General features: G+C 70.3%; 20 protein-coding genes. 11 read left to right on the top strand and 9 right to left on the bottom strand.

The genetic code is table 11. From position 1 onward, the window contains the following. Window positions 1-233 precede the first annotated feature (233 nt). Complete coding sequence (locus J2853_RS29475) at window positions 234-1,253, top strand: adenosine deaminase (protein WP_307563606.1); 1,020 nt, start codon at window positions 234-236, stop codon at window positions 1,251-1,253. Here J2853_RS29475 and J2853_RS29480 read toward each other — a convergent pair. The 4 genes from J2853_RS29480 to J2853_RS29495 all read right to left on the bottom strand — a co-directional run bounded on the left by J2853_RS29480 (window position 1,242) and on the right by J2853_RS29495 (window position 7,601). Beyond that, window positions 1,242-2,006 (bottom strand): hypothetical protein, encoded by a 765-nt coding sequence (locus J2853_RS29480; protein WP_307563608.1) that lies wholly within the window; start codon window positions 2,004-2,006, stop codon window positions 1,242-1,244. The genes J2853_RS29475 and J2853_RS29480 overlap by 12 nt on opposite strands. Beyond that, entirely contained in the window at window positions 1,993-2,577 is a 585-nt protein-coding gene (locus J2853_RS29485) for an RNA polymerase sigma factor (protein WP_307563610.1), read from the bottom strand. Before J2853_RS29485 ends, J2853_RS29480 begins: the two co-directional genes overlap by 14 nt. Before the next feature lie 287 nt (window positions 2,578-2,864). Then, on the bottom strand, window positions 2,865-4,919 hold the full coding sequence (locus J2853_RS29490; protein ID WP_307563612.1) for an ATP-binding protein: 2,055 nt from the start codon (window positions 4,917-4,919) through the stop codon (window positions 2,865-2,867). A gap of 468 nt (window positions 4,920-5,387) precedes the next feature. Then, entirely contained in the window at window positions 5,388-7,601 is a 2,214-nt protein-coding gene (locus J2853_RS29495; protein ID WP_307563613.1) for an ATP-binding protein, read from the bottom strand. Window positions 7,602-8,122: 521 nt separating this feature from the next. Here J2853_RS29495 and J2853_RS29500 point away from each other — a divergent pair. The 8 genes from J2853_RS29500 (at window position 8,123) to J2853_RS29535 (ending at window position 16,474) form a co-directional block, all read left to right on the top strand. Beyond that, on the top strand, window positions 8,123-8,854 hold the full coding sequence (locus J2853_RS29500; protein ID WP_307563615.1) for a class I SAM-dependent methyltransferase: 732 nt from the start codon (window positions 8,123-8,125) through the stop codon (window positions 8,852-8,854). A 357-nt stretch (window positions 8,855-9,211) separates the two neighbouring features. Then, window positions 9,212-9,766 carry a hypothetical protein gene (locus tag J2853_RS29505; protein ID WP_307563617.1) on the top strand — a complete coding sequence of 185 codons (555 nt, stop codon included), beginning with the start codon at window positions 9,212-9,214 and terminating at the stop codon, window positions 9,764-9,766. Between the two features lie 151 nt (window positions 9,767-9,917). After that, window positions 9,918-10,607 (top strand): response regulator transcription factor, encoded by a 690-nt coding sequence (locus J2853_RS29510; protein ID WP_307563618.1) that lies wholly within the window; start codon window positions 9,918-9,920, stop codon window positions 10,605-10,607. Next, window positions 10,607-12,010 carry a sensor histidine kinase gene (locus J2853_RS29515; protein WP_307563620.1) on the top strand — a complete coding sequence of 468 codons (1,404 nt, stop codon included), beginning with the start codon at window positions 10,607-10,609 and terminating at the stop codon, window positions 12,008-12,010. The genes J2853_RS29510 and J2853_RS29515 overlap by 1 nt, the downstream gene beginning before the upstream one ends. Window positions 12,011-12,042: 32 nt before the next feature. Beyond that, entirely contained in the window at window positions 12,043-13,917 is a 1,875-nt protein-coding gene (locus J2853_RS29520) for an acyl-CoA dehydrogenase family protein (RefSeq protein ID WP_307563622.1), read from the top strand. 219 nt (window positions 13,918-14,136) lie between these two features. Continuing rightward, a complete protein-coding gene (locus J2853_RS29525; RefSeq protein WP_307563624.1) occupies window positions 14,137-14,802 on the top strand; it encodes an RNA polymerase sigma factor in 666 nt (221 codons plus the stop codon). Beyond that, on the top strand, window positions 14,799-15,797 hold the full coding sequence (locus J2853_RS29530; RefSeq protein ID WP_307563626.1) for a CU044_5270 family protein: 999 nt from the start codon (window positions 14,799-14,801) through the stop codon (window positions 15,795-15,797). Before J2853_RS29525 ends, J2853_RS29530 begins: the two co-directional genes overlap by 4 nt. A 503-nt stretch (window positions 15,798-16,300) precedes the next feature. Then, complete coding sequence (locus J2853_RS29535) at window positions 16,301-16,474, top strand: hypothetical protein (protein ID WP_307563628.1); 174 nt, start codon at window positions 16,301-16,303, stop codon at window positions 16,472-16,474. Window positions 16,475-16,590: 116 nt separating this feature from the next. Here J2853_RS29535 and J2853_RS29540 read toward each other — a convergent pair whose 3' ends face one another. The 3 genes from J2853_RS29540 to J2853_RS29550 all read right to left on the bottom strand — a co-directional run bounded on the left by J2853_RS29540 (window position 16,591) and on the right by J2853_RS29550 (window position 19,579). Continuing rightward, entirely contained in the window at window positions 16,591-17,124 is a 534-nt protein-coding gene (locus J2853_RS29540; RefSeq protein ID WP_307563629.1) for a nuclear transport factor 2 family protein, read from the bottom strand. Between the two features lie 366 nt (window positions 17,125-17,490). Continuing rightward, complete coding sequence (locus tag J2853_RS29545) at window positions 17,491-18,636, bottom strand: acetyl-CoA C-acetyltransferase (RefSeq protein ID WP_307563631.1); 1,146 nt, start codon at window positions 18,634-18,636, stop codon at window positions 17,491-17,493. Window positions 18,637-18,739: 103 nt separating this feature from the next. Next, on the bottom strand, window positions 18,740-19,579 hold the full coding sequence (locus J2853_RS29550; RefSeq protein WP_307563633.1) for a phosphotransferase enzyme family protein: 840 nt from the start codon (window positions 19,577-19,579) through the stop codon (window positions 18,740-18,742). A gap of 309 nt (window positions 19,580-19,888) precedes the next feature. Between J2853_RS29550 and J2853_RS29560 the strand changes: the two genes are divergently transcribed. Next, complete coding sequence (locus tag J2853_RS29560) at window positions 19,889-20,476, top strand: DinB family protein (protein WP_307563635.1); 588 nt, start codon at window positions 19,889-19,891, stop codon at window positions 20,474-20,476. Beyond that, the gene (locus J2853_RS29565; RefSeq protein WP_307563637.1) at window positions 20,473-20,934 is read left to right on the top strand and encodes a VOC family protein; all 462 of its coding nucleotides are present in this window, start codon (window positions 20,473-20,475) and stop codon (window positions 20,932-20,934) included. The genes J2853_RS29560 and J2853_RS29565 overlap by 4 nt, the downstream gene beginning before the upstream one ends. A 118-nt stretch (window positions 20,935-21,052) precedes the next feature. On the opposite strand, the gene J2853_RS29570 is transcribed toward J2853_RS29565, so the two are convergent. Both J2853_RS29570 and J2853_RS29575 read right to left on the bottom strand, forming a co-directional pair. Continuing rightward, window positions 21,053-21,907, bottom strand: coding sequence for a class F sortase (locus tag J2853_RS29570; RefSeq protein ID WP_307563641.1), 855 nt, complete (start codon window positions 21,905-21,907; stop codon window positions 21,053-21,055). 13 nt (window positions 21,908-21,920) lie between these two features. Then, window positions 21,921-22,646 (bottom strand): hypothetical protein, encoded by a 726-nt coding sequence (locus J2853_RS29575; protein ID WP_307563643.1) that lies wholly within the window; start codon window positions 22,644-22,646, stop codon window positions 21,921-21,923. Window positions 22,647-22,732: the final 86 nt, after the last annotated feature.

Here is a 22,732-nt window from a genome sequence, read left to right on the forward strand (position 1 = left end):
ACGGTCGCACGGAGGCAGGGTCTGCTGAAACCCCGTTGCTCACATTTCCATGGATAAGACTCAACCTGTAATGCGAACCATACTCTCGCTGTAATGCGAGCAGCGCTCCTGTTTCATGAATAAAACACAATCCGTAGCACGTTCCGTGCTTCCGGCCCTCCATCTCACGAGCGAACCGTCAGGCTGAGACCAAAAATTGTCGGGGCACGTCAGACGTACGGCACCATGTTGAAATGCCACGTCCCCTCATCGAACTGCCCAAGGCTCACCTGCATCTGCACTTCACCGGCTCGATGCGGCACTCGACCCTGATCGAGCTCGCCCGCGAGCAGAGCCTCCATCTGCCGGACGCCCTGGAGGAGGACTGGCCACCCCGGCTGCGGGCGACCGACGAGCGGGGCTGGTTCAGGTTCCAGAGGCTGTACGACATCGCGAGGTCGGTCCTCCAGCGGGAGAGCGACGTCTACCGGCTGTTGCGCGAGGCCGCCGAGGACGAGGCCGCGGAGGGGTCGGGCTGGCTGGAGATCCAGATTGATCCGTCCGGATACGCCCAGAAGTTCGGCGGGCTCACCTCGACCATGGAGCTGATGCTCGACGCGGCGCACAAGGCCGCCGACCACGCACAGATAGGCGTCGCGATCGTGGTGGCCGCCAACCGGACCCGCCATCCCCTCGACGCCAAGACCCTCGCCCGCCTCGCCACGCACTACATGGACCAGGGCGTCGTCGGGTTCGGGCTCTCCAACGACGAGCGCCGCGGCCGGGCCCGTGACTTCGACGGGGCCTTCCGGCTCGCCAAGCGGGCGGGGCTGCTGGCCGTACCGCACGGAGGGGAGTTGCTGGGCGCCGAAAGCGTGGCCGAGTGCGTGGACGTGCTGAGCGCGGACCGGGTGGGGCACGGGGTGCGGGCGGCCGAGTCGCCGCGGCTGATGGAGAAGCTCTCCCGCAGGCAGATCACATGCGAGGTGTGCCCGACCTCCAACGTCGGGCTCGGAGTGGCGGCGAGCGCCGAGGACGTGCCCCTGCGGCGGCTGTTCGACGCGGGCGTGCCGATCGCGCTGGGCGCCGACGACCCGCTGCTGTTCGGAACCCGGCTGCTGCCCCAGTACGAGCTGGCCAGGCAGGTGTACGGCTTCACCGACGCGGAGCTGGCCGAGCTGGCCAGGCAGTCGATCCGGGCGTCGGCGGCCCCGGAGTCGGTGCGCAAGGACCTCTTCCAGAGGATCGACGACTGGCTGGCGTCAGAGGACTGACCGGGCGATCCGCTGAGCCTCATGGACGTCGTCGACGCCTTCCAGGCGCATGCCGACCCCCTTCCGCTGCCAGATGAGAGTGGGATCGGCCGGCCGGGCGCGGGCCGTGGCCTCGCCGCCGCCCCGGGGAAGGTAGGTCAGACCGTGCCTGGCCGGGATCCACCACCCCTGGCCGGAGACGCCCAGGTTGACCGCCTGCGGCCAGGGCGGCCCCAGCTCCTTGCGGAAGACGACCTGGAGCGCGCCGTCGTACTGGTCCAGCCTGACGCCCGGCCAGAACAGCGACACCACCCGTCCGCCGTCGCTCACCCTGACCTCGGACGGCCGGCCCAGCCGGGACGGGACGGAGATCGCGAACGTCACCTGCTCGCGGGCCTGCTCCAGGGTGACCCTCCGCTCCCCCGGCAGCGGGCTCGGCACCCCCGACGGCAGCGGCCCGGGGCCGCCGATCCTGAGCTCGACCCCCGCGAACCGCAGGACCTCCACGACCGCGGCCCTTCCCACGGGCGTGGCGCCGAAGAACAGGGCGAGGAGGACGGCGACGGCGGAGACGACCACCCGCCCCCGCAGGCGGGCGCCGGACCTCGGCGCGCCCCGTGCCCGCCGTGCCGGCGCGGGCGACCGGTCCGCGCCCGCCGGGGATTCGAGGCGTTCTCGTACGGCCCGCGCCACGTCGGCGGGAGGCGGGGACGGGACGTCGAGGGACTCCCCGAGGGCGAGAAGCCCGGCTTCGAGATCGTCAGATGAGGTCACGTGCCACCTCCTCGCGCAGACGGGCCAGACCGCGGAAGGTCCGGGACTTGACGGTACCGACCGGGAGGTCGAGCACCTGGGCGGTCTCGGCCTCGGACAGCTGAAGGAAGTACCGGCAGACGACGGCCTGGCGTTCCCGCTCGGGCAGCGTACGCACCGCGTCGAGCAGCCGGGCCCGCCGATCGGTCGCGACGGCCACGTCCTCGGGAACCTCGCCCCCGGGGTGGTCGGCCTCGGTGAGCTTCACGACGAGCTCGGCGCGACGGCCCCGCGAACGGGTCAGATTGTGGGTCTCGTTGGCCACGATCCGCAGCAGCCAGGGGCGGAACGGAGCGTCGCGGCGGAAGGTGCCCAGGTGGCGGTAGGCCTTGACGAACGCCTCCTGAACCACGTCCTCGGCCTCGTCCCCCGCGCCGAGCATGGCCGCGGTGCGGTGCGCGAGCGTGCTGTAACGGGTGACCAGCGCCTCGTAGGCGGCCAGGTCACCGGCCAGCGAGCGGGCTATCGCCTCGTCGTCGTCCGTCGGAGCTCCTTCACGGATGTCGTGACAGATCTCACAGCACGGGAGCATACAAAGGGAAGCCCATCAAACCCACGAAGTCCGCAAAGCCCATAAAACCATCGAGGTCCATAAAACCCGCACAAACACGGAATTCATGCGGGCCGACTCTGTACAACCGGGGAACCCGCGGGCCGTGGACTCGTACAACCGGGAACCCGCCGGGCCGGGGATCCCGTGCAGCCTTGGACCGTGGAACCCGCGGGCCGTGGAACGCGTGCGGGGACCGTACGGGCCGTGGAGGCCCGCAGGTCCCTGCAAGAAGGCCGAGGAGCCCTCGTGGAGGCTCCTGGGAGCCCTCAGCCGAGGGCGTAGGCCATCGCGGAGTCGAGATCGTCGTCGTAGCCCTCGGCGAAGATCGCGTCGTAGGCGTCGTCCCCGAGCAGTTGCCTGGCCGTGCGCTCGGCCACCGTCCTCGGCTCCGACAGGCCCTTCGAGCCGAAGCCCCGCAGTCCGAACGTCTTCCACAGCCTCACCCCCGAACCCTGAAGTCTGGCCGTACGGTGGCCGTCGCCCTCGACCGCGGCGATCACCGCGAGCTGGTCCAGTGCCAGTGCCACGCCGGCGGTGTCGCGGAGCCGCCATTTGACGTCGAGCGACTGCCGGGCCGCCACCGTCGCCGCGGCGAGGCGGCCGAGACCGAGCTGGGCGATGGAGAGCACGTAGTCGCCGCAGGCGCGGACCCAGAGCTCGCCGCGCGCGTCGCAGAGCCGCTGCACCTCCTCCAGCACGGAGACGACCTTGGCGAACTCGCCGCGCCACGTCGCGGCCATGGCCAGCGTCACCAGGGCGATCGGCTCGCCGACGGTGACCACGTCGGCCTTCCTGAAGTATTCGCGCGTCAGCTCCACGGCGGACTCGACCTCGTCGGTGAGACCGGCGAACAGGGAACGGCGGGCCAGCCGGAGCTGGGCGTGCCCGGCCGCCGCGTAGTCGCCCCAGTCGAGCGCCGCCGACAGCGCGGCCTCCACCCGGCACCGGCCGAGCTCCAGCTCGCCCTGGGCGATGGCCACGCAGCCGTCGGCCCACAGGAGTCTGGGCAGCCCGGGATCGGTGATGGGCGCGGAGTCGATCGCCCGCCTCATGTAGTGGCGCCCCTCCCTCATCCGGCCCAGGCAGAACCAGAGGACCCAGAGCGTCCCGGCGAGCTCGACGGACAGCGAGGTGGACGGGGAGTCGGAGTCGAGCGCGAGCCGGAGGTTGGTGATCGAGAAGTTCAGGCGTTCCGCCCATTCCTCCTGCCGGGGGCCGTACCAGTCGGCGTCGGCCCTGCGGGCCAGGTCGAGATAGTGGTAGCGGTGCCGCCGGGTCAGGCGCTCCTCGTCGCCGAGCCGGGCGAGCCGCTCCCTGCCGTAGTCCCTGATCGGGTCGAGCTGGCGGTAGCCGCCGGGGACCGGGACGAGAAGCGACTTCTCCACGAGTCCGGCCAGGAGGTCCCGCACGTCGGCCAGGTGCCTGTCGCCGCACACCCAGGTGACGGCCTCCACGTCGAAGTTTCCCGCGAAGACCGACAGCCGGGCCCAGAGCAGGCGCTCCTCGTCGCCGCACAGCTCGTGGCTCCAGCCGATCACGGTCTGCAGGGTCTGGTGACGGGCGAGCAGCGCCCCGTCCGGGTACTCCGGGTACAGGGCGCCGAACCGGGCCTCCAGCTGATCGGCGAGTTGTTCCATCGAGAAGGTCCGGAGCCGTTCGGCGGCCAGCTCCAGGGCGAGCGGGATGCCGTCCAGCCGCCGGCAGATCCTCCCCGCGGCCGCCAGCTCCGCCTCGCCCACCTCCAGGGCCGGCACCGCGGTCCCGGCCCGGTCGAGGAGGAACCGGAGCGCGTCGTTCGCGTCCGGCGTCACGGCCCCGGGCTCGGGCACCTCGAAGGGCTCGACGAACAGCAGCGTCTCCTGCGGCAGTTCGAGGGCCTGACGGGAGGTCGCGACGATCCGCACGCCGGGAGCCGCCGCCAGGATGTCGGCGGCGAGGCCGCGGCAGGCGGGCAGGAGATGCTCGCAGGCGTCGAGGAGCAACAGCAGCTCCTTGTCCGCGAGGAACTCGACGAGCACCTCGATCTGCGATCGTGCCGACTGTTCGCAGAGGCCGAGGGCCGCCGCGACGGTGTGGGCGAGCAGGTCGCCGTTGTGCTCACCCGACAGCTCCACCAGCCATGCGCCGCCGGAATAGGAGTCTCGGCACTCCTCCGCGGCCTTCACCGCGATTCGTGACTTGCCGACTCCCCCGGCGCCGATGACCGTGATCAGCGGTGCCTCGGGCAGGAGCCTCAGCAGTCGCCGCACCTCGCTCTCGTGGCCGATGAAGCCGCTCATCTCCGCGGGGAGGTTCCCGCGCCACCATGGAACCTGTGCCATCGGTTCGCGCTCCTTCCACCTGGTGGAAATCCCACCTGGGATGAATCGCACCTTCTCAGCATCACGAAGCGGGTAGCACGCCGCTCGCGGGTGGGGTTTCCTTCTCCTCCGGTACAAATCTGACTGCCGTGTCAGGGTCGAATTTCCCCCGCGCGCCGCGAAAATTGGGAATTGCTCCTTTTCGATAGTCGAAGCGTCAGATTTGACGATCGAGGTAAGAGTGGGCGAATTCAGGAGACCAATCTTCGGTCCGAACCGGGAAACGGCGATCCGCCGTCGGCGACGTCATGCCCCGTCCGCCCTTCCACGACCGCCGGCGTTTCATCCCGCCCGCCCCACCCGGCACACGGAAATCCGCGCATCCCGCCGAACGGAAGGGGCGGGCAAGAACCGGTGGTCACCGATGAAAAGAGGAGTGATTCACAATCTCCTCAGAGATGCATTTTCTTCTTGAAGGTTGTCAAACCCTTACGCATCCCGGATCCAGGCCACCGCGACGTGTGAATCCATGATCAGCCCCCGGGAGAAGGCACGGTCGTAGCAGAGGTCGCCGATCAGTGCCCTGGCCTCGGTTTCGGTGCGTTCCCGAGAGAACGCGAGCCCGTACGGACCGCTCCGGGGCGGTCGCGGAGCGGGCCGCGTCGGCCGAACCGCCTCGGGCCCGGGCGACTCCGGAGGCCGAACCGCCTCGGGCACGGGCGGCCCCGGAGGCCGAATCACCTCGGGCACGGGCGGCCCCGGAGGCCGGATCACCTCGGGCACGGACGGCCCCGGAGGCCGAGCCGCCTCCGGCCGGAGCCGTTCCCGGCCCAGGCCGCCCCGCGACCGTTCCGAGGCCGTTCGCATCCGCTGCGCCACGCCGAGCAGTCCGGCGGCCCTCCGTCCGTCGCCACGGGCCGCCACGACGGCGGCGAGCCGGTCCACCACCGTGGCACTGCCCGTCACGTCGCCCAGACGCCACTTCACGTCGAGCGCCGCCCGCGCGTACTCCTCGGCCGTGTCGAACTCCCCCCGGCCGAGCTCCGTGAGCGACCGCGCCTGATCGCCGTGCGACCTCGCCCACTGCTCTCCGCGCTCCGTACAGCGCCCCCACTGCCGCGCGAGCACCTCCTCGGCCCTGCCGGGCTCCCCCTTGGCGTCGAGCACCGCCGCCAGCGTCACCTCGGCGACGGGCAGCCCTATGTGGGAGTGGATCGCCCGCTCGAACAGCTCGACCGCCTCGGTGGCCAGGCGTTCGGCCTCGTCGAGGTCTCCGCCGGCGAGGGCGACGGCGGCGGCGCATCGCCGGGCGCATCCCGCGGCGGCGAGGTCGCCGTCCGCCATCGCGGCCGCGTAGGCCTCGTCCGCCCGCTCCCCGGCCGCGGCCGTGTCGCCCGCGTCGAGTGCGGCCCACGCGCACACCCACAGAGCCTTGGTCCGCCCCGGACTCGGCTCCGGGTGCCGCTCCAGCGCCCGCTCCAGGTAGTGACGGCCCTGCTCCGCCCTGCCGAGACAGCACCAGACGAACCAGAGCGCCGTCACCGGCTCGAACCCCTCGTCGTGATCGAGGATCGCCTCCAGGTTCGGCAGTTCGCGGTGTGCCCAGGCGGCCCATCGCGGCTGGCGGGGGCCGTACCACTCCGCCTCCGCCCGGCGCGCCTGCGCCAGGTAGTGATCGCGGTGGCGGCGGACGAAGGTCTCCTCCTCGCCCAGCCTCCGCAGCCACTCCCTGCCGTAGTCGCTGATCGTGCCGAGCATCCGGTAGCGCGACCCCTCCGCGATCAGGATCGACTTGTCCGCGAGCCGGGGAAGGGCGAACCCGGTGAGCCACTCGTCGGCGCACACCGCCCGCGCGTCGTCGGCGTCGAACCACCCGGCGAAGACCGACAGGCGGGCCCAGAGCAGTCGCTCCTTCGCCGTGCACAGCTCATGGCTCCAGCCGACCGCGGTGCGCATGGTCTGGTGGCGCCCGAACGGAGTACGGCTCCCGCCGACGAGCAGCGCGAAGCGGTCGTCCAGCCGTTCGGCGAGCTGCCGCGGAGACAGCGCCCGCAACCGCCGGGCGGCGAGCTCGATGGCGAGCGGGATGCCGTCCAGCACGCGGCAGAGCTGGGCCACCGCCTCCGGATCGAGATCGAGCCCGGGAACCAGCGCGTGAGCCCGCTCGGTGAACAGGCGCACCGCCTCCGTCCCCGCGCCCCCGGCCTCGGGGACGGGCAGCGGTTCGATCGGGAAGATCCGTTCTCCGGGCAGTCCGAGCGGCTGGCGGCTGGTGACGAGCACCCGCGCGTGCGGGGCGTCCGACAGGACACGGCGCAGCAGCGTGGCGCAGGCGTCGATCAGGTGGTCGCAGGTGTCCAGGACCAGCATCAGGCGTTTGTCCGCGAGGAAGTCGGCCAGCACCTCCCACTGGGGCCGGACCGACTGCTCGCGCAGGCCGAGCACCGCGGCGATGTCGTGACCGATCAGATCGCCGTTCCGCTGGTCGGAGAGCTCGACCACCCACGCCCCGTCGGCGAAGGAGTCACGGAGGCGACCTGCCGTCCTGATCGCCAGTCTGGTCTTGCCCACCCCGGCGACCCCGGTGATGGTCACCAGCGGTGACCTGCCGATCAGTGTGGCGAGCTCGTCGAGCTCACGCCTCCGCCCGACCAGGCTGCTCGTCTCCGGCGGGACGTTGCCCCGGCGTATGCGTGTCTCCACCGAACTCCAGCCCCTCCAGTGAGGTGGCAAGCCAACCACGAAACCCATTACATATCCGATGCGATCGGACACCACCGGTTACGCAGCTTTCTCCTCCAGTGCATATTTCACAGCCAGCACCAGGTCAAGCCCTCGGCCTCGGGCAAAGAGGGTGTCGAATCCTCCACCGCCGAGGGTTCCGAGGGCCCGCGCGCCGGGACGGGACCACGCGGTCGCGCGGCGTGGTCGTCGCGGCGGGGTCGCCGCGGCCCCGACCGGGAGTGGCAGGGAGTGGCCGGGGTGGCCGAGGGTGGCAGGGAGTGACAGGGAGTGGCCGGAGATGGCACGACGCGGGCCGGCCGGTCACGCCGGGGTTGCCGGTCACCGTCTCCGGAGGCGGTCGCGGATCGGTCTCCGCGTTATCACGGAGCGGACCCGGCGCTCCGTCTGGGGCCGCTCCGTGATAACCGCCACTAGACTCTGGCTGTCCGTAACCGTGGCCCTCGCGCCACGCTTTCCTTGAGCGAGCTGGACGGAACCGCATGTCTGGGTATGACCGCGTAGTGCAACCCGCGGCCGGTGACGAGGCCCTGGAGAACCACCTCGGTGGGGACGAGGCCAAGAACTACCGGCAGTACGAGCTCGACATGGTCGCCCCGCACGTGGGCCGGTCCATGCTGGAGATCGGCTCTGGCCTGGGCCACTTCGCCGAGGCCTTCCTGCCCCGCCTCGACCGGCTCGTGACCAGCGACTTCGATCCCTACTGTGTGGAGCAGCTCAAGAAGCGCTTCGCCGGACGTGACGACATCGACGTGCTGCAGTTCGGTCTGCCGACCGAGATCCCGATCGGTGAGAAGGTCGACACCGTCGTGATGATGAACGTCCTGGAACACATCGAGGAAGACGTCGAGGCCCTGCGATCCCTCGCCAAGGTCACCCTCCCCGGTGGCCGGATCATCATCTGGGTCCCGGGCTACATGCAGCTGTACGGAGACTTCGACCGCAAGGTCGGCCACGTCACCCGCTACACCCCCGCCACCCTGCGCAGCACGGTCTCCAAGGCGGGCCTCGACATCGACGTGCTCAAGCCGATCAACTTCCTCGGCGGCATCGCCTGGTGGGCCGCCGTCCGCCGCGGCGGCGTCGGTTATCCCGACCCCCGCCTGGTCAAGATCTACGACCGTACGGTGGTCCCCGCGACGCGTTTCATCGAGCGCTTCATCCGCCCGCCGTTCGGGCAGACGGTCTTCTGCGTCGCCCGCGTCCCCCAATAACCTCGAACCACCCCCGGAGGGCACCGGGCGACGGTGCCGCGAGGTCCGTTCCGCGGACGGCGTCCGGTCTCCCTGCCGACGACCCGGCCCATGGCGTCTCTTCCGTCCTGGGCCGGACGCGTTCCCGTCCCGGGCCGGACCCGTTCCCTTCCTGATCGGGATGTGACCGCGGCCGGGCTCGGCCGATCTCGGGGCCCGTGGCCGCCCATGAGCGGGCAGGCCGTGGGCGGCGTCCCGCGCCGGCCTCGGCCACCTGCGCTCTCAGGAAATTCCCAGGCTTCTCCTTCGAGGATCCCAGCGCGAGACGGTTGTCTGATCAGCGTCTCCCCGCCGGGAAACACTTCCTGAAGGAGAATCATGAAAAAGCGACTCATCCTCGGTGCCTCGACCGTTACGGCGGCGATCCTGCTGATGGGTTCCTCCGCCTGGGCCATCGAGTCGGTCACCCCCGCGTCGGACGGCGTGACCACCATCGCGAAACGGCCGCCGAAGGCGAACGCCAAGCCGCGCAAGGCGAAGGCGCGCGCCCGGATGGCCGGGATCCACGGGCAGGCCACGGTCGGCGGCAAGGACTCGACGTTCGTCGAACGTACCTGGCAGCGAGGCGTGATCACGGCCAAGAGCGAGAGCTCGCTGACCGTCAAGAGCAAGGACGGGGTCACCTGGACCTGGACCCTCGACCGGTCCACCAGGATCCACAAGCTCGGCGCGCGCGCCGACCTCTCCAAACTGGTCGCCGGGTCCACCGGTGACAAGGTCTTCGTGATCGGCACCGCGACCTCCGCCAACCCCACGGCGACCTCGGTGTTCGCACCCCGCAAGCCCGCCGCGCCCACCGCGCCCACCGCTCCCACCGCACCCGCACCCGCCGCTCCCACCGCCCAGGAACCACCGGTCACCTCCGGGAGCTGACCGGGAGGCGGTGGGGTCACCTGATGCGCGGCGGCCCCACCGCCTCATGGTGTTCGCCCGAGAACGCGCGCCATCCGCGCGCCCCGAAAGCGACATACATCCAGCGAAGGGTGGCTTTCACATGGAACGAATGGGCGAGAATTAGTTCCCCATGAGTGAAACCACCATCCTCGTCGTCGAGGACGATCCCAACATCCGCGACATCGTCGAGGTCGCTCTGCGATTCCACGGGTTCCGGGTGACGGGCGTGGAGAACGGCAGGGACGCCCTCGCCGAGGTGGACCGCGAGCCTCCCGCGCTGATCGTGCTGGACGTGATGCTTCCCGGCATCGACGGCTTCGAGGTGTGCCGCAGGATCCGGGCGGCGGGACAGCACGTTCCCGTGATCTTCTTGACCGCCAGGGACACCCCCACCGACACCGTGCGCGGTCTCACCCTGGGCGGGGACGACTACGTCACCAAGCCCTTCTCCGTCGAGGCCCTCGTCGCTCGCGTCCGGGCGGTGCTCCGCCGGACCGCCGTCTCCGGCGAGCCGACGGGCGGTGTGCTCCGGGTGGCGGATCTGGAGCTCGACGAGTCACGCTGGGAGGTACGGCGCGCCGGGATTCCCGTGGAGCTCTCCCCCACCGAGTTCCGCCTGCTCGCCTTCCTGATGGAGCACCCCGGCCTGGTGCTGACGAAGCGCCAGTTGCTCGAACACGTGTGGGGTTACGGCGGCTCCTCCCAGGTCGTCGAGACCTACGTCTCCTACCTGCGCCGCAAGCTGGATCCGCTCGGCCCACCTCTGATCCACACCCAGCGCGGGGTCGGCTACGCGCTACGCCCGCCCCAGGTCCCCTGATGTCGCTCAGGGCACGCCTGCTCGCGGGCCTGCTCGCGGTGAGCACGGTCCTGCTGATCACGCTGGCCGGCGTGAGCGTCCTCGTCCTGCGCGAGCACCTGCTCGAAAGGATCGACGGGCAGTTGCGCGCGGCCACCGCGACCGCCGCCCAGCGGATCGCCGCGGCCCCCAACGGACGGCTCGCTCAGACGCTGACCGGATCCACCTACGCGGTGGCCTCGGTGAGCCTCGTCACCGGACGCGCCCGGCTGGTCAACGGCGACGCCCCGGAGGCGGCGGCCGTACCGCGGCTGGTCGAGGCGCTCGGCCTCAATCTCCTGAAGGACTACGCCGCGCGGCGGGAACAGTTCACCCTCGATCCTTCGAGCGGCTATTCCATGATCGCGAGGGTGTCCGGGACCAAACAGGGCAACCGGCTGGTGATCGTCGCCGTTTCCCTGGAATCGGTCGACGCGCCGGTTCGCCGGCTCGTCGTCGCCGAGTTCCTCACCGGCGGCGTGCTCATCCTGCTGCTCGCCCTCGTCGGCCGCGCTCTGATCACCAGGGGGCTCTCCCCATTGGCGCGGATAGCCGGTGCGGCCCACGGCATGGCCGGCAACGGCGACCTGTCGGTCCGCATGCCCGAGGGCCCCTCGGAGATCGGGCGGCTCGGGGCGGCCGTGAACCTCCTGCTCGACCGGATCGCCGAGGCCTTCAGGGACCGCTGGGCGTCAGAGGATCGCGTCCGCCGCTTCGCCGCCGACGCCTCGCACGAGCTCCGTACCCCGCTGTCCACCATTCGGGGATACGCGGAGCTCTACCGGACCGGCGCGCTGCGCACCGAGGACCTGCCCAGGATCATGGGCAGGATCGAGAACGAGGCGACGCGGATGGGCGATCTCGTCAGCCAGATGCTCGAACTCGCCCGCCTGGACCGGAACGCGGCACTGGAGCCGTCGGAGACCGATCTGGCCGAGATCGTCCGCGACGTGAGCGCGGACCACACGGCGATCGACCCCGGATCACAGGTCGTCGTCGACGCCCCGGACTCGCTGTCCGCCGTCGTCGACGAGGCGCGGATCCGCCAGATCCTCGTCAACCTCCTGGCCAATGTGCGGGCTCACACCCCCGAGGGCACCACGGCCACCGTACGGCTCGCACGGACGCCGGGCGGCGTGCTGATCGAGGTGTCCGACGACGGCCAGGGAATGTCAGGCGATCAGGTGGCCAGGGCCTTCGACCGCTTCCAGCGGGGTGAGGAGCGGCTGCCGGACGGCGCCGGGCTCGGATTGTCGATCGTCAAGGCGATCACCGACGCGCACGGCGGCCGTTGCTGGATCACCTCGGCCCCCGGCGAGGGCACCTCCGTGCACGTCGAACTCCCCGCGCACCAGCGTCTTCCGGGACCCTCCGTCTGGGCATAATCCCGGCATCATCCGCGCCCGAGGAGGTCACGATGACCGATTACGCCAAGGCACGAGAGGTGGCTGAGCAGGCCAGAGAGAAGGAATGGTCCCGCCCCAGCTTCGGCAAACAGCTTTTCCTGGGAAATTTCCGTCTCGATCTGGTCCATCCCGCCCCCGCTCTGTCCGAGGCAGAGACCGAGCGGGGAGAGGAGTTTCTGCGGGCCCTGAGGCGGTTTCTGGAGACCCAGGTGGATCCGGCCCTGATCGAGCGGACCTCGCAGGTGCCCGACGAGGTGGTCAAGGGGCTCGCCGAGCTCGGCGCGTTCGGGATCACCACCGAGAAGGAGTACGGAGGGCTGGGACTCAGCCACCTCGACTACGGCCGGGCGTTGATGCTGGTCGGGTCGTACAGCCCGGCGCTCAGCACGCTGCTCTCGGCACACCAGTCGATCGGGGTGCCGCAGCCGCTGAAGCAGTTCGGCACCCCGGAGCAGAAGCGGAGATTCCTGCCCCGTTGCGCGAAGGGCGAGGTGTCGGCCTTCCTGCTGACCGAACCCGATGTCGGCTCCGACCCCGCCAGGCTCGCCACCACCGCGGTGCGGGACGGCGACGACTACGTGCTGAACGGCGTGAAGCTGTGGACCACCAACGGGGTCGTCGCGGGCCTGCTGGTGGTGATGGCCCGCACCGGCAAGGGGATCTCGGCGTTCGTCGTCGAGGCGGACAGCCCCGGGATCACCGTCGAACGGCGCAACGCGTTCATGGGCCTGCGCGGCATCGAGAACGGCGTGACCAGGTTCCACCAGGTCCGCGTCCCCGTCGCCAACCTGATCGGCCGCGAGGGCCAAGGCCTGAAGATCGCACTGACCACGCTCAACACGGGGCGGCTCTCGCTGCCCGCCGTCTGCGCGGGAAACGCGAAGTGGGCGGTGAAGATCGCCAGGGAGTGGTGCAACGAGCGGGTTCAGTGGGGACACCGGGTCGGCGACCACGAGGCGGTGGCGCAGAAGATCGCCTTCATCGCCGGCACGGCCTACGCCCTCGAAGCGGTGATGGACCTGTCGTGCCGTCTGGCCGACGACGAGAGCAACGACATCAGGATCGAGGCGGCGCTCGCCAAGCTGTACGCGTCGGAGATGGCCTGGAAGGTGGCCGACGAGCTGGTCCAGATCCGCGGCGGACGCGGCTACGAGACGGCCGAGTCGCTGGCCGCCCGGGGTGAGCGCGGCGTCCCCGCCGAGCAGGTGCTGCGGGACGTGCGGATCAACCGGATCTTCGAGGGGTCCACCGAGATCATGCACCTGCTGATCGCCCGCGAGGCGGTGGACGCGCACCTGACGGTGGCCGGCGAGCTCATCGACCCGTCCCTGGACAACCGGGCCAAGGCCCGCGCCGCGGTGAAGGCGGGAGGGTTCTACGCGCGCTGGCTGCCGACGCTGGTCGCGGGCTCGGGAAACCGGCCCGGCTCCTACGCGGAGTTCGGCGCCCTCGCCCAGCACCTGCGCTACGTCGAGAGGACCAGCCGCAGGCTCGCCCGCTCCACCTTCTACGGCATGTCCCGCTGGCAGGGGAAGCTCGAACACCGGCAGGGGTTCCTCGGCCGGATCGTGGACATAGGCGCCGAGCTGTTCGCGATCACCGCGACGTGCATCCGGGCCAATGAGGAGGCCACCGATCTGGGGCGCAAGTCCGCCGAGATCGCCGACACCTTCTGCCACCAGGCCAGGATCCGCGCCGACGCGCTGTTCGACCGCCTGTGGGACAACAACGACTCGCGAGACGTACGACTGGCGCACCACCTGCTCCAGGGCCGCTACACGTTCCTGGAGGAGGGTGTCCTCGACCCCTCGATAGAGGGGCCGTGGATCGCCGCCGCCGAACCCGGCCCGTCGGCCACGGAGAACGTGCACCGGCCGATCCACTGAGGAGGCGCGGGTACGGCGCGCACGCACGCCGTACCCGCCCCCGCCCGGACCCGGTGCCGGACCTGACAGTGGCCGGAGGCGGCTCCGTCCTCACCGGTTCGGAGCGCTCCCCGATCGTCCGGCGGGCGCCGGCGACGGGTCGGCGTCACAGAACCGGCTGGATCTCCGTCCGCGGCTTTCCGGCGGGAACCTCAACCGATCCTCCGGATAAGTACCGTCGTGACAATCACCCCCGAACAGGAGCTCGCCTTGGCGGATCCTCCGCTTCGCACGGCCACGCGGTCGTCGATGCACGACCACGCCCGGCGGGCGGACCAGCGAGACGACTCATCGATCATCGAGGCGTCGCTGCGCACCCCCGAATGCTTCGCGGAACTGTTCGACCGGCATGCCGCCGTGCTGCACCGCTACGTTGTCCGGCGTCTCGGCCCCGAACACGCGGAAGACGTGGTCGCCGAGACGTTCACCAGGGCGTTCGAGAAGCGGCACCGGTACGACTTCGGCCGCCCGGAGGCACTGCCCTGGCTGTACGGCATCACCACGAACGTCATCGGCAGTCACCGGCGGGCGGAGATGCGCGGTTACCGGGCGCTGGCCCGCACCGGTGAGGATCCCGTGGCGGTGGCGTTCGACGAGCAGGTGGCCGCCCGGGTCTCCGCCTCGGCCACCCGGAAGCCGCTCGCCACCGCGCTGGCGAAGCTGGGGCGCGGTGAGCGCGACGTACTGCTGTTGATCGCCTGGGGCGACCTCACCTACGAGGAGACGGCGCAGGCGCTGAACATCCCCATCGGCACGGTGCGCTCGCGCCTGTCGCGTGCCCGAAGCAAGGTCGTCCGCGCCCTGGGCGGCGTCAACCCGACCCGTATGAGTGAGGGAACCTCGTGAACGACCTTGATCTGATCCAGGACCTGCGTTCGGAGGTACGGCGGAGCGACCCCCGCGCCCTGCACGCCGCGCGGGAGCGACTGCTCGCCGCGATGGTTCCCGAGCCGTCTCCCCGCCGGTCCCGGCGTACGGTGCTGAGTCTGGCCGGCGCCGGAGCCCTCGGTCTCGCGCTCGCCCTCGGCGTGACGGTCGCGCAGAATCTCGATGGCACCGCTTCGAGGAAGGGAATCGCCGGTGCTTCCGCATGGGTTCCGATGGCCAGCGTGGAGAGCCTGGCACAACGCGCGATGGCGGCTGCCGCGAAGCGGACGGACGTCTACCCTCGTGCCGACCAGTGGCTCTACACCAAGGCGTTGATTCATACCTCCTACGAGGAGAGCACCCCGGGGGCGGTCAAGCCGCAGATCCACGAACTCTGGCAGAAAGGTGACGGCAAGAAGCAGGCACGGCGTCCCACCATAAAGGGCGGCGGGGTCGCCGCCATCGGCAACGGCGTGATCACCACCAGCGTTATCACTGGCGACTCCGGGCTTCCCCGATGGGACGTCGCCTACCTGCGCTCCCTTCCCGTGGATCCGACCGCCCTGCTGGATCGTCTGCGCAAGGACCGTGAGGACCACCCCGCCCGGTCAGAGGCACAGGCTCTGTTCAATCAGGTCCAGATGATCCTTCAGCAAGGTGCCCCTCCGCCCCGCCTGCGGGCCGCCCTCTACACCGTCGTGTCCAAGCTGGAGGGCATCGGGGTCGAGGAGAACGTGCGGGACCTGATGGGTCGCCAAGGCATGGGAATCTACTTCGACGACACGGACGGGACGCGCCACGAGATCATCATCGACCCGGACGACTACACCTGCCTCGGAGGCCGACGGATCTTCATCGGGAGCGGTGAGCGGACTCCTCGTTCCCCCCAGGGCCAGTACGCCGAGGGCCATGTGATCGTCGCATGGACCCAGACGGCTCGTGGCATCGTCGACCGCGTGGGCGATCTTCCGTAACGCCTGGGACTCCGAGGGACTTGCCTCTGAACCTTGGGCCCGTGCGAAGAGCCGCAACAGGGCGGCGCCTGAAAACCAGCAGGACCCTCCGTACGGCCGAGGGCGGCCCGTCCTCCGAAGAGGGCGGGGCCGTCTTTTGGTCCCCCTACCGCTGAATCGCGTGTTCCGCGACGCATCCGACCGGGAAGCCGGCACCGCGCCTTCGACTCCCCCGAACCCGCGTCCGCATCCGCTCCGGAGCCCGTGTCCCTGTCGGCGGTCCCCGCTCACGCCGAGGCTTCCATCCGTACCGACGGGGTTCTGTCCGGGTCTGAAAATAAATAGGTTGCACCGTTCAAAGGGCCGTCGTACGGTCTTGGCATGTGGATTAACTCCTAAGAGCCGGCGTCGATCAGCCCTAGCTGATCCGCCCGCACTCAGCACTCTGGCCCGTTCGTCTGACGCGGCAGCTGAGTTTCCGACCCGGGATTTCGCCGCGTCGTCACAATCTTCAAGGAGTCCATATGCGAATTCATGCCGGCAAAAAGCGCAGCGGTAAAGGTAAGACCACCAAGACCCACACCCCGTTGCCCGAACGGAACCTGCCTCCGGCGGCGCCCCGGCACCTGCCGATGCCGCACCTGCCGATGAGGCCCACCCAGCAGCCGCGCCGGATTCCCGGCAAGGGCGGCCGCTGAGACGAACGTCCCGGCCCCGGCCTTCGCTTGCGGGGCCGGGACGTTCCCGCTTCCCAGGTGATCCCTCTGACCTGGCATGATGTCGTCGGATCCCCGCCCGTCGCCCTTCCGGTTGTTCAGCCCTTAAGCGCCTCGGCGACCGAAAGACTGTCCTCGTAGATGTGATAGCGGGTGATCAATCCGTCTTCGACCGTCAGGTGCAGGGCGAAGGCCGAGCTGTAGGATCGGCCGCCGGCCTTGACCGTCTGGGCGATGTGCCCGAGGACGACGGCGTGGTCCCCGTCCACCAGAATCCGCGTGACCGAGGTGCCGTTCAGCTCGGGCACGTGATGCGCGTCCAGCAGCCGGAAGTGCTGTCCGATGTCGGCACGGCCGGAGCGCGGGCGGATCCACGGGACCGCCGGATGTCCTTCGGCCGGCCAGTTGAGCTGCCAGTCGATCCGTTCGGCGAACAGCTCGGCGACCTTGTCATGGTCGCCCTCGCCGATCCGGCGGAGCAGCTCTCCCACGATTTCACGGGTCACGCCCTCGGCGGTCGCCACCGGATCGATGGAGGCGCCGTTCTTGGTCCGTGTCTTCTCGCCGGCGACGGGGTCGGTCTCGTCCAGGGCGGCGTCATGGCGGGCAATGGGCTGGTTGATGTGACTCATGGGAGAGACGTTAGGGGAACCGCCACCATGAGGAATCTGTCGTAGTTAAGTCACTCGACAGGTGTACTTAGGTAGTTTGTCGCTCATGCCGTACGGGGGCGAAGATATCCGTCATCGCCGGGATTCGCTCAGGGTATCCGCGCTCCGGTCGCCCGGTGAGAGCCGGGGATCGGCAAGACCGCCCTGCCGACGTACGCGGCTCCGATCGGTCGCGCGACCGATCGGAGCCGCCCCCACGAGCGGCCCGTTTCCGACGTCCGCCGGTCGTCGCTCCCGGGGGCGTCCCCGCTCTCGGCGAACGCCCCCGAGGCGAGACGCGAAGGGGACGACACCGGCGTGTGCCTGTGGCGGGCCGACGGTCGTCCGTTACAGGCGCTCGATGATGGTGACGTTGGCCTGGCCGCCGCCCTCGCACATCGTCTGCAGGCCGTACCGGCCGCCGCTGCGCTCCAGCTCGTGCAGGAGCTTGGTCATCAGGATCGCGCCGGTCCCGCCCAGCGGGTGGCCGAGGGCGATCGCGCCGCCGTTCGGGTTGACCTTGGCGGGGTCCGCGCCGATGTCCTTGATCCACGCCAGCGGCACCGGGGCGAACGCCTCGTTGATCTCGGTGACGTCGATGTCGTCGATGGACAGACCGGACTTCTTGAACGCCTTCTGCGTCGCGGGGATCGGCGCGGTCAGCATGTAGACCGGGTCGTCGCCGGTGAGCGCCAGAGTGACGATCCTGGCTCGGGGGGTCAGGTTGTGGTCGCGGACCGCCTGCTCGGAGGCGATCAGGAGCGCACCGGAGCCGTCGGAGATCTGCGAGGAGGTGGCGGCCGTGATGCGGCCTCCCTCCTTCAGGGTCTTCAGCGACGCCAGCTTCTCCAGCGTGCTGTCCGGACGCGGGCCCTCGTCGTCCTCGACGCCGTTGAGCGGGGCGATCTGGTCCTTGAAGTAGCCGTTCGCGATGGCCTTGGCCGCCCGCTGGTGGCTCTCGTAGGCGAACCGCTCCAGTTCCTCGCGTTCGAGCCCCCACTTCTCGCACATGAGCTCGGCGCCCCGGAACTGGGAGATCTCCTGCTTGCCGTACCGCTCCACCCATCCGGCGCCGAACGGGAAGGGCATGCCCTTCTCCATCGCGGCGCTGATCGAGGAGCCCATCGGCACGATGCTCATGGACTCCACACCGGCGGCCACGACGAGGTCCTGGGTGCCGGAGAGCACGCCCTGGGCCGCGAAGTGGATCGACTGCTGGGAGGAGCCGCACTGGCGGTCGATGGTCACCCCGGCCACGTTCTCCGGCAGACCGGCCGACAGCCAGGCGTTACGCGCGATGTCCATGCTCTGCGGGCCGAACTGCATGACGCAGCCCATGATCACATCTTCCACCGCGGACGGGTCGACTCCCGTGCGGTCGATGAGCGCCTTGAGAGTGTGCGCGGCCAGGTCAGTGGGGTGGACGGTGGACAGACCGCCCTTCTTCTTACCGACCGGGGTACGGACCGCCCCGACGATGTACGCCTCTGCCACAGTGCCTCCTGCTCATTAAACCGAGCATTGTTCGGTTACTAAGAGGCTACAACAGAACCTTTGTCCGTGTCCTGTCCAAGCCGACGACGGCCGGAGGCCGGTCCTACGGGGCGGCGGTGAGCCGCGTGGCGATGGCCGGACCCTCGTCCCGGATCCAGGCTTCGGCCCGGGGCAGGCGGTCCTTCAGTCCCTCGTCCCAGAAACGCCTGAACACCGGGTCGACCTCGGCGGCGGCGCGCATGTTGACGTGGAAACGGTGGATCATGGTGGTCGCCAGGGGAATCAGGGCGCGGCGCTGGGCCGCGTTCATGCCGTAGGCGTCGGCGAACACGGCGACGCGGTGAGGGATGTCGAGGTCCGCGAAGGCGGGCGCCCTGTCCTTCGGGTGCAGCAGCGGCGCCCAGTAGTAGACGGCGTTGGCGATGTCGTAGACCCTCGTCGTCGGCTTGGCGAGATCGAAGTCGATGAGAGCCGCGGGCAGCCCGTCGCGGAAGACGACGTTGCCGGGACAGTAGTCACGGTGGCTGACCACCGGGGGCTCGTCGTCGGGCGTCGAACTCGCGCCCTGCGTCCCGGGGATCCCTCCCCAGATCGCGTCCGCGGGCGGTGTCCAGCTCTGGGCGGCGTCGTGAAGCCGGCGAACGAGCCGTGCGAGCTCGACCAGGACCTCCTCGCCCGCCGTGTCCGGCGGGAGCGGTTCGCGGGGAACGTCTCCGGGGACGAACGACAGCACTTCGCGCCCCTGGTCATCGAGCCCGAAGGGGACCGGGGCTCCCGTGAACCCCTCGTCACGCAGGTGCGCCAGGTATGCCTGGACCGTCAGGGTGAAGGGCCGGACCGGGCGGCGGACGGTGTCTCCCACCCGCACGATGCCCTGCGTGACGCCGTCACCGACCAGCGGAATCTCGTCCTGCCGGTCGGCACCGCGGTCCAGGTCTTCCATGAGGCTGCTCCGTTCGCGATGTCACCGTGCGCTTCTCCCGAACGAGAACGCGTGATCCACCGTAGCGAGGCCGGAGTCCTTCACCGGCCGTCCGGTCCCGCACGTCAGGCCCGCTCACCGGCGACTGGGGGGAACGTCGCACCGGCCGCCAGCAGCCTCTCCGCCAGCACGCGGCAGCGCGTCCCGAGCTCCGGGGGGTCGAGCACCTCGAAGTCGTGCCCCGCTCGTCACCGCTCGCCACGTCCATGTCGCCCACCCTGCCAGAGATAGCGGACCGATTCTGTCCGCCAGGGGTGCCAGGGTGGCCGCATGGACACAGACGAACCCGACTGGAACCGGGCGCTGCGCGAGCAGTGGGAGTTCCACTGGAACCATCAGCTCCGAGCCCGGCTCGACGGCCTCACCGACGACGAGTACTTCTGGTCACCGGCGCCGGACGCCTGGAGCGTGCGGCCGCGCGGCAGCTCGACGGCGCCCGTGCAGTTCGGCTCCGGGGACTTCACGATGGACCACGCCTTCCCCGGCCCGGTCCCCGCGGCCTTCACCACGATCGCCTGGCGGCTCGGTCACGTCATCGTCGGCGTGCTCGCCATGCGCAACGCGGCGCACTTCGGCGCCCCCGCGGCGTCGCACGAGACCTGGGAGTACGCCGGCGGCGCGGCCACCGCGCTCGACCAGCTCCAGGCCCAGCTCGACGTCTGGCTGGCCGGGGTGCGCGGCCTCGGCGAGGCCGGACTCCTGGTCCCGGTCGGCGCGAAGGAGCCCTATCCCGAGGCGCCCATGGCCGATCTGGTGCTGCACATCCACCGTGAGCTGATCCACCATCTGTCCGAGGTCTGCCTGCTGCGCGACCTCTACTCGCACACGAAATCCGCCACGAACGGAGCGACCCGATGAGCCGCCACATCCAGATCACCTTCGACGCCCACGACCCGCGGGCGCTGTCGTCCTTCTGGCGCGACGCGCTGGGCTACGTCCACCCCGGCCCGCCCGGGGTCGACCTGCCCGAGGGCGCCGACCCGCTGGCCGCGTGGGACGACTTCCTCGCGCGGATCGGCGTGCCGGAGGAGCAGCGCAACACGAGATCGGCCATCGAGGACCCGGACGGCCACGGCCCGCGGCTGTTCTTCCAGCGGGTGCCGGAGGACAAGGTCGTCAAGAACCGCGTCCACCTCGACGTCCGTACGGCTCCCGGGCTGCGGGGAGAGGAGCGGATGGCGGCGCTGGAGGCCGAGTGCGACCGGCTCGTCGCGCTGGGAGCGAAGCGGATACGTCGCGACGAGCCGGAGCCCCCGATGAGCGCCGGCTTCATCGTGATGGCCGACCCCGAGGGCAACGAGTTCTGCCTGGACTGACCCTGGGCTGACGCGGCCCGGCCGTGGTCGCCGGGGCCACCGGCGGCAGACGTGCCGGCCCGGAGGACGACGCCGTCGACCGGCCTGGATCACCGGCCCTCGCCGGGCCGGGCGGCCCCTATTTCTTGCGGGTGCCCGTCATGGTCGCGTAGGCGATGACGTTGTCGGTGTAGTGGCCGGTCGCGTGGTTGTAGACGCCGCCGCACGTGATCAGGTGAAGCTGGGGGTTGGGTGATTCGCCGTACACCCGCTGCGTCGGGAACACCTCCTTCTCCGCCTGTTCGAGACCGCCCACGGTGAACACCGCGATGATGCCGTCCTTGCGGTACACCTCGATGACGTCGCCGTTGCGGATCTCGTCGAGCCGGGTGAAGACCGCGCTTCCCGACCGGGTGTCCTTGTGCCCGAGCAGGACGGCGGGACCGGCCTCCCCCGGGGTGGGGCCCGAGCGGTACCAGCCGACCAGGTTCGGAGCGGAGACCGGCGGCACCTCGATCGCGCCCTGCCGGTCGAGCCCGACGGACTTGATCGGCGCGTTGACGCCGAGCCTCGGGATGACCAGGCGCACCGGGGTCGAAGGCTGCATGGCCGGGGCGGGGGGAAGGCTCGGCTGGGGAGGCGGGGCGTTCGCGGGCCCCTGGAAGTACGGGTTCACCGGTTCGGCGGCGTTCACCTGGCTCCGCGGCGGCAGCGTGGTGCGCTGGTCCGCCAGGCCGTACTCCTCGGGCGAGGCGATCACGAGCAGCATGCCCACGAGGATCGTGACCACCCCGGCGATCCCCGCCAGGATGAGCACCGAGCGCAGGATCCTGCCGCCCGCGACGGGCTCGCCGGACGGCCACTCCTCGTACGGCGGGCCGTAGGGCTGGTATCCCGGTTGCCCGTACTGCGGCTGGATCGGCGGCTGCCCGTAGTGCGGAGCGGGCCCGTGGGGGTACCCGGGCGGCATGCCTTCCGGTGTCGGGGTGCTCATCCCGCCACCCCGATCAGCCTCGGTTCGCGGCGGTACGGCGCCGCAGCGCCAGCCCGCCGATTCCGGCGAACGCCACCAACAGCGCGCCACTCATCATGAAGAGCCGGGCATCCGGACCGGCGTCCCCGCCGCCGCCCGTGGAGGCGGCGCCCGCGGGAGTCCTCTCGACCTGGCCCGTCTTGGGCGGCTGTGACGTCTCGGTCTCGGTGACGGTGATGGTCGGGGAGGGAACGGTGACCGGAGGAGTGGTGGAGGGCGTCACGGGCGGGGTCGTCGAGGGCGTGGTCGTAGGGGAGGTCCCGGTGCCGGGAGACTGCACATTGAGCACCAGCGCCGCGGCGGACGCCTCCGCCGGGGTCGCGAGGGTGCAGTCGAGCATCTCGACATCGCTGTTGGTCCCGGTCCCGGTCCCGGTCCCGGAATTCAGGTACAGGGTGAATCCCCCGGGCTGAAGCGTGACGGCGCCGGTCGCCGTGGGCGTCACCGTGACGAGCATGGGGGGCGGTACCAACGCGGCCCCGGCCGCCACCGCGGCCGGAGCGGCGGTGGCGTCGACCACGCGGGACTCCGAGGGGGTCGGGAGGGGACCGGCGACCACCATGTCCGCCTCGACGATGAGGCGCCCGGTCGCGGGAATGCTCGCGGTGGCGGTGACGGCAGGGGAAGGCGCGGTGATCTTCCACGTCGCCACGACGGCGGTGTTCGGCGCCGGCGTCGTCAGCGGACCGGTGAGATCCATCTGGAACAGGTACGGGGAGGGCGACGTACCCGTCTCCCCGACCGTACAGCTGTAGTTCACAGGCTTGGGAGCTGCGGAAATGGAGG

The organism is Streptosporangium lutulentum, assembly GCF_030811455.1.
GTDB lineage: Bacteria > Actinomycetota > Actinomycetes > Streptosporangiales > Streptosporangiaceae > Streptosporangium > Streptosporangium lutulentum.

Coding starts and splice junctions, on each gene's coding strand:
- J2853_RS29475 (WP_307563606.1), top strand. CDS start 234: ATGCCACGTCCCCTCATCGAACTGCCCAAGGCTCACCTGCATCTGCAC.
- J2853_RS29485 (WP_307563610.1), bottom strand. CDS start 2,577: ATGCTCCCGTGCTGTGAGATCTGTCACGACATCCGTGAAGGAGCTCCG.
- J2853_RS29490 (WP_307563612.1), bottom strand. CDS start 4,919: ATGGCACAGGTTCCATGGTGGCGCGGGAACCTCCCCGCGGAGATGAGC.
- J2853_RS29500 (WP_307563615.1), top strand. CDS start 8,123: ATGTCTGGGTATGACCGCGTAGTGCAACCCGCGGCCGGTGACGAGGCC.
- J2853_RS29505 (WP_307563617.1), top strand. CDS start 9,212: ATGAAAAAGCGACTCATCCTCGGTGCCTCGACCGTTACGGCGGCGATC.
- J2853_RS29510 (WP_307563618.1), top strand. CDS start 9,918: ATGAGTGAAACCACCATCCTCGTCGTCGAGGACGATCCCAACATCCGC.
- J2853_RS29515 (WP_307563620.1), top strand. CDS start 10,607: ATGTCGCTCAGGGCACGCCTGCTCGCGGGCCTGCTCGCGGTGAGCACG.
- J2853_RS29520 (WP_307563622.1), top strand. CDS start 12,043: ATGACCGATTACGCCAAGGCACGAGAGGTGGCTGAGCAGGCCAGAGAG.
- J2853_RS29535 (WP_307563628.1), top strand. CDS start 16,301: ATGCGAATTCATGCCGGCAAAAAGCGCAGCGGTAAAGGTAAGACCACC.
- J2853_RS29540 (WP_307563629.1), bottom strand. CDS start 17,124: ATGAGTCACATCAACCAGCCCATTGCCCGCCATGACGCCGCCCTGGAC.
- J2853_RS29550 (WP_307563633.1), bottom strand. CDS start 19,579: ATGGAAGACCTGGACCGCGGTGCCGACCGGCAGGACGAGATTCCGCTG.
- J2853_RS29560 (WP_307563635.1), top strand. CDS start 19,889: ATGGACACAGACGAACCCGACTGGAACCGGGCGCTGCGCGAGCAGTGG.
- J2853_RS29565 (WP_307563637.1), top strand. CDS start 20,473: ATGAGCCGCCACATCCAGATCACCTTCGACGCCCACGACCCGCGGGCG.
- J2853_RS29570 (WP_307563641.1), bottom strand. CDS start 21,907: ATGAGCACCCCGACACCGGAAGGCATGCCGCCCGGGTACCCCCACGGG.
- J2853_RS29575 (WP_307563643.1), bottom strand. CDS start 22,646: ATGGATCTCACCGGTCCGCTGACGACGCCGGCGCCGAACACCGCCGTC.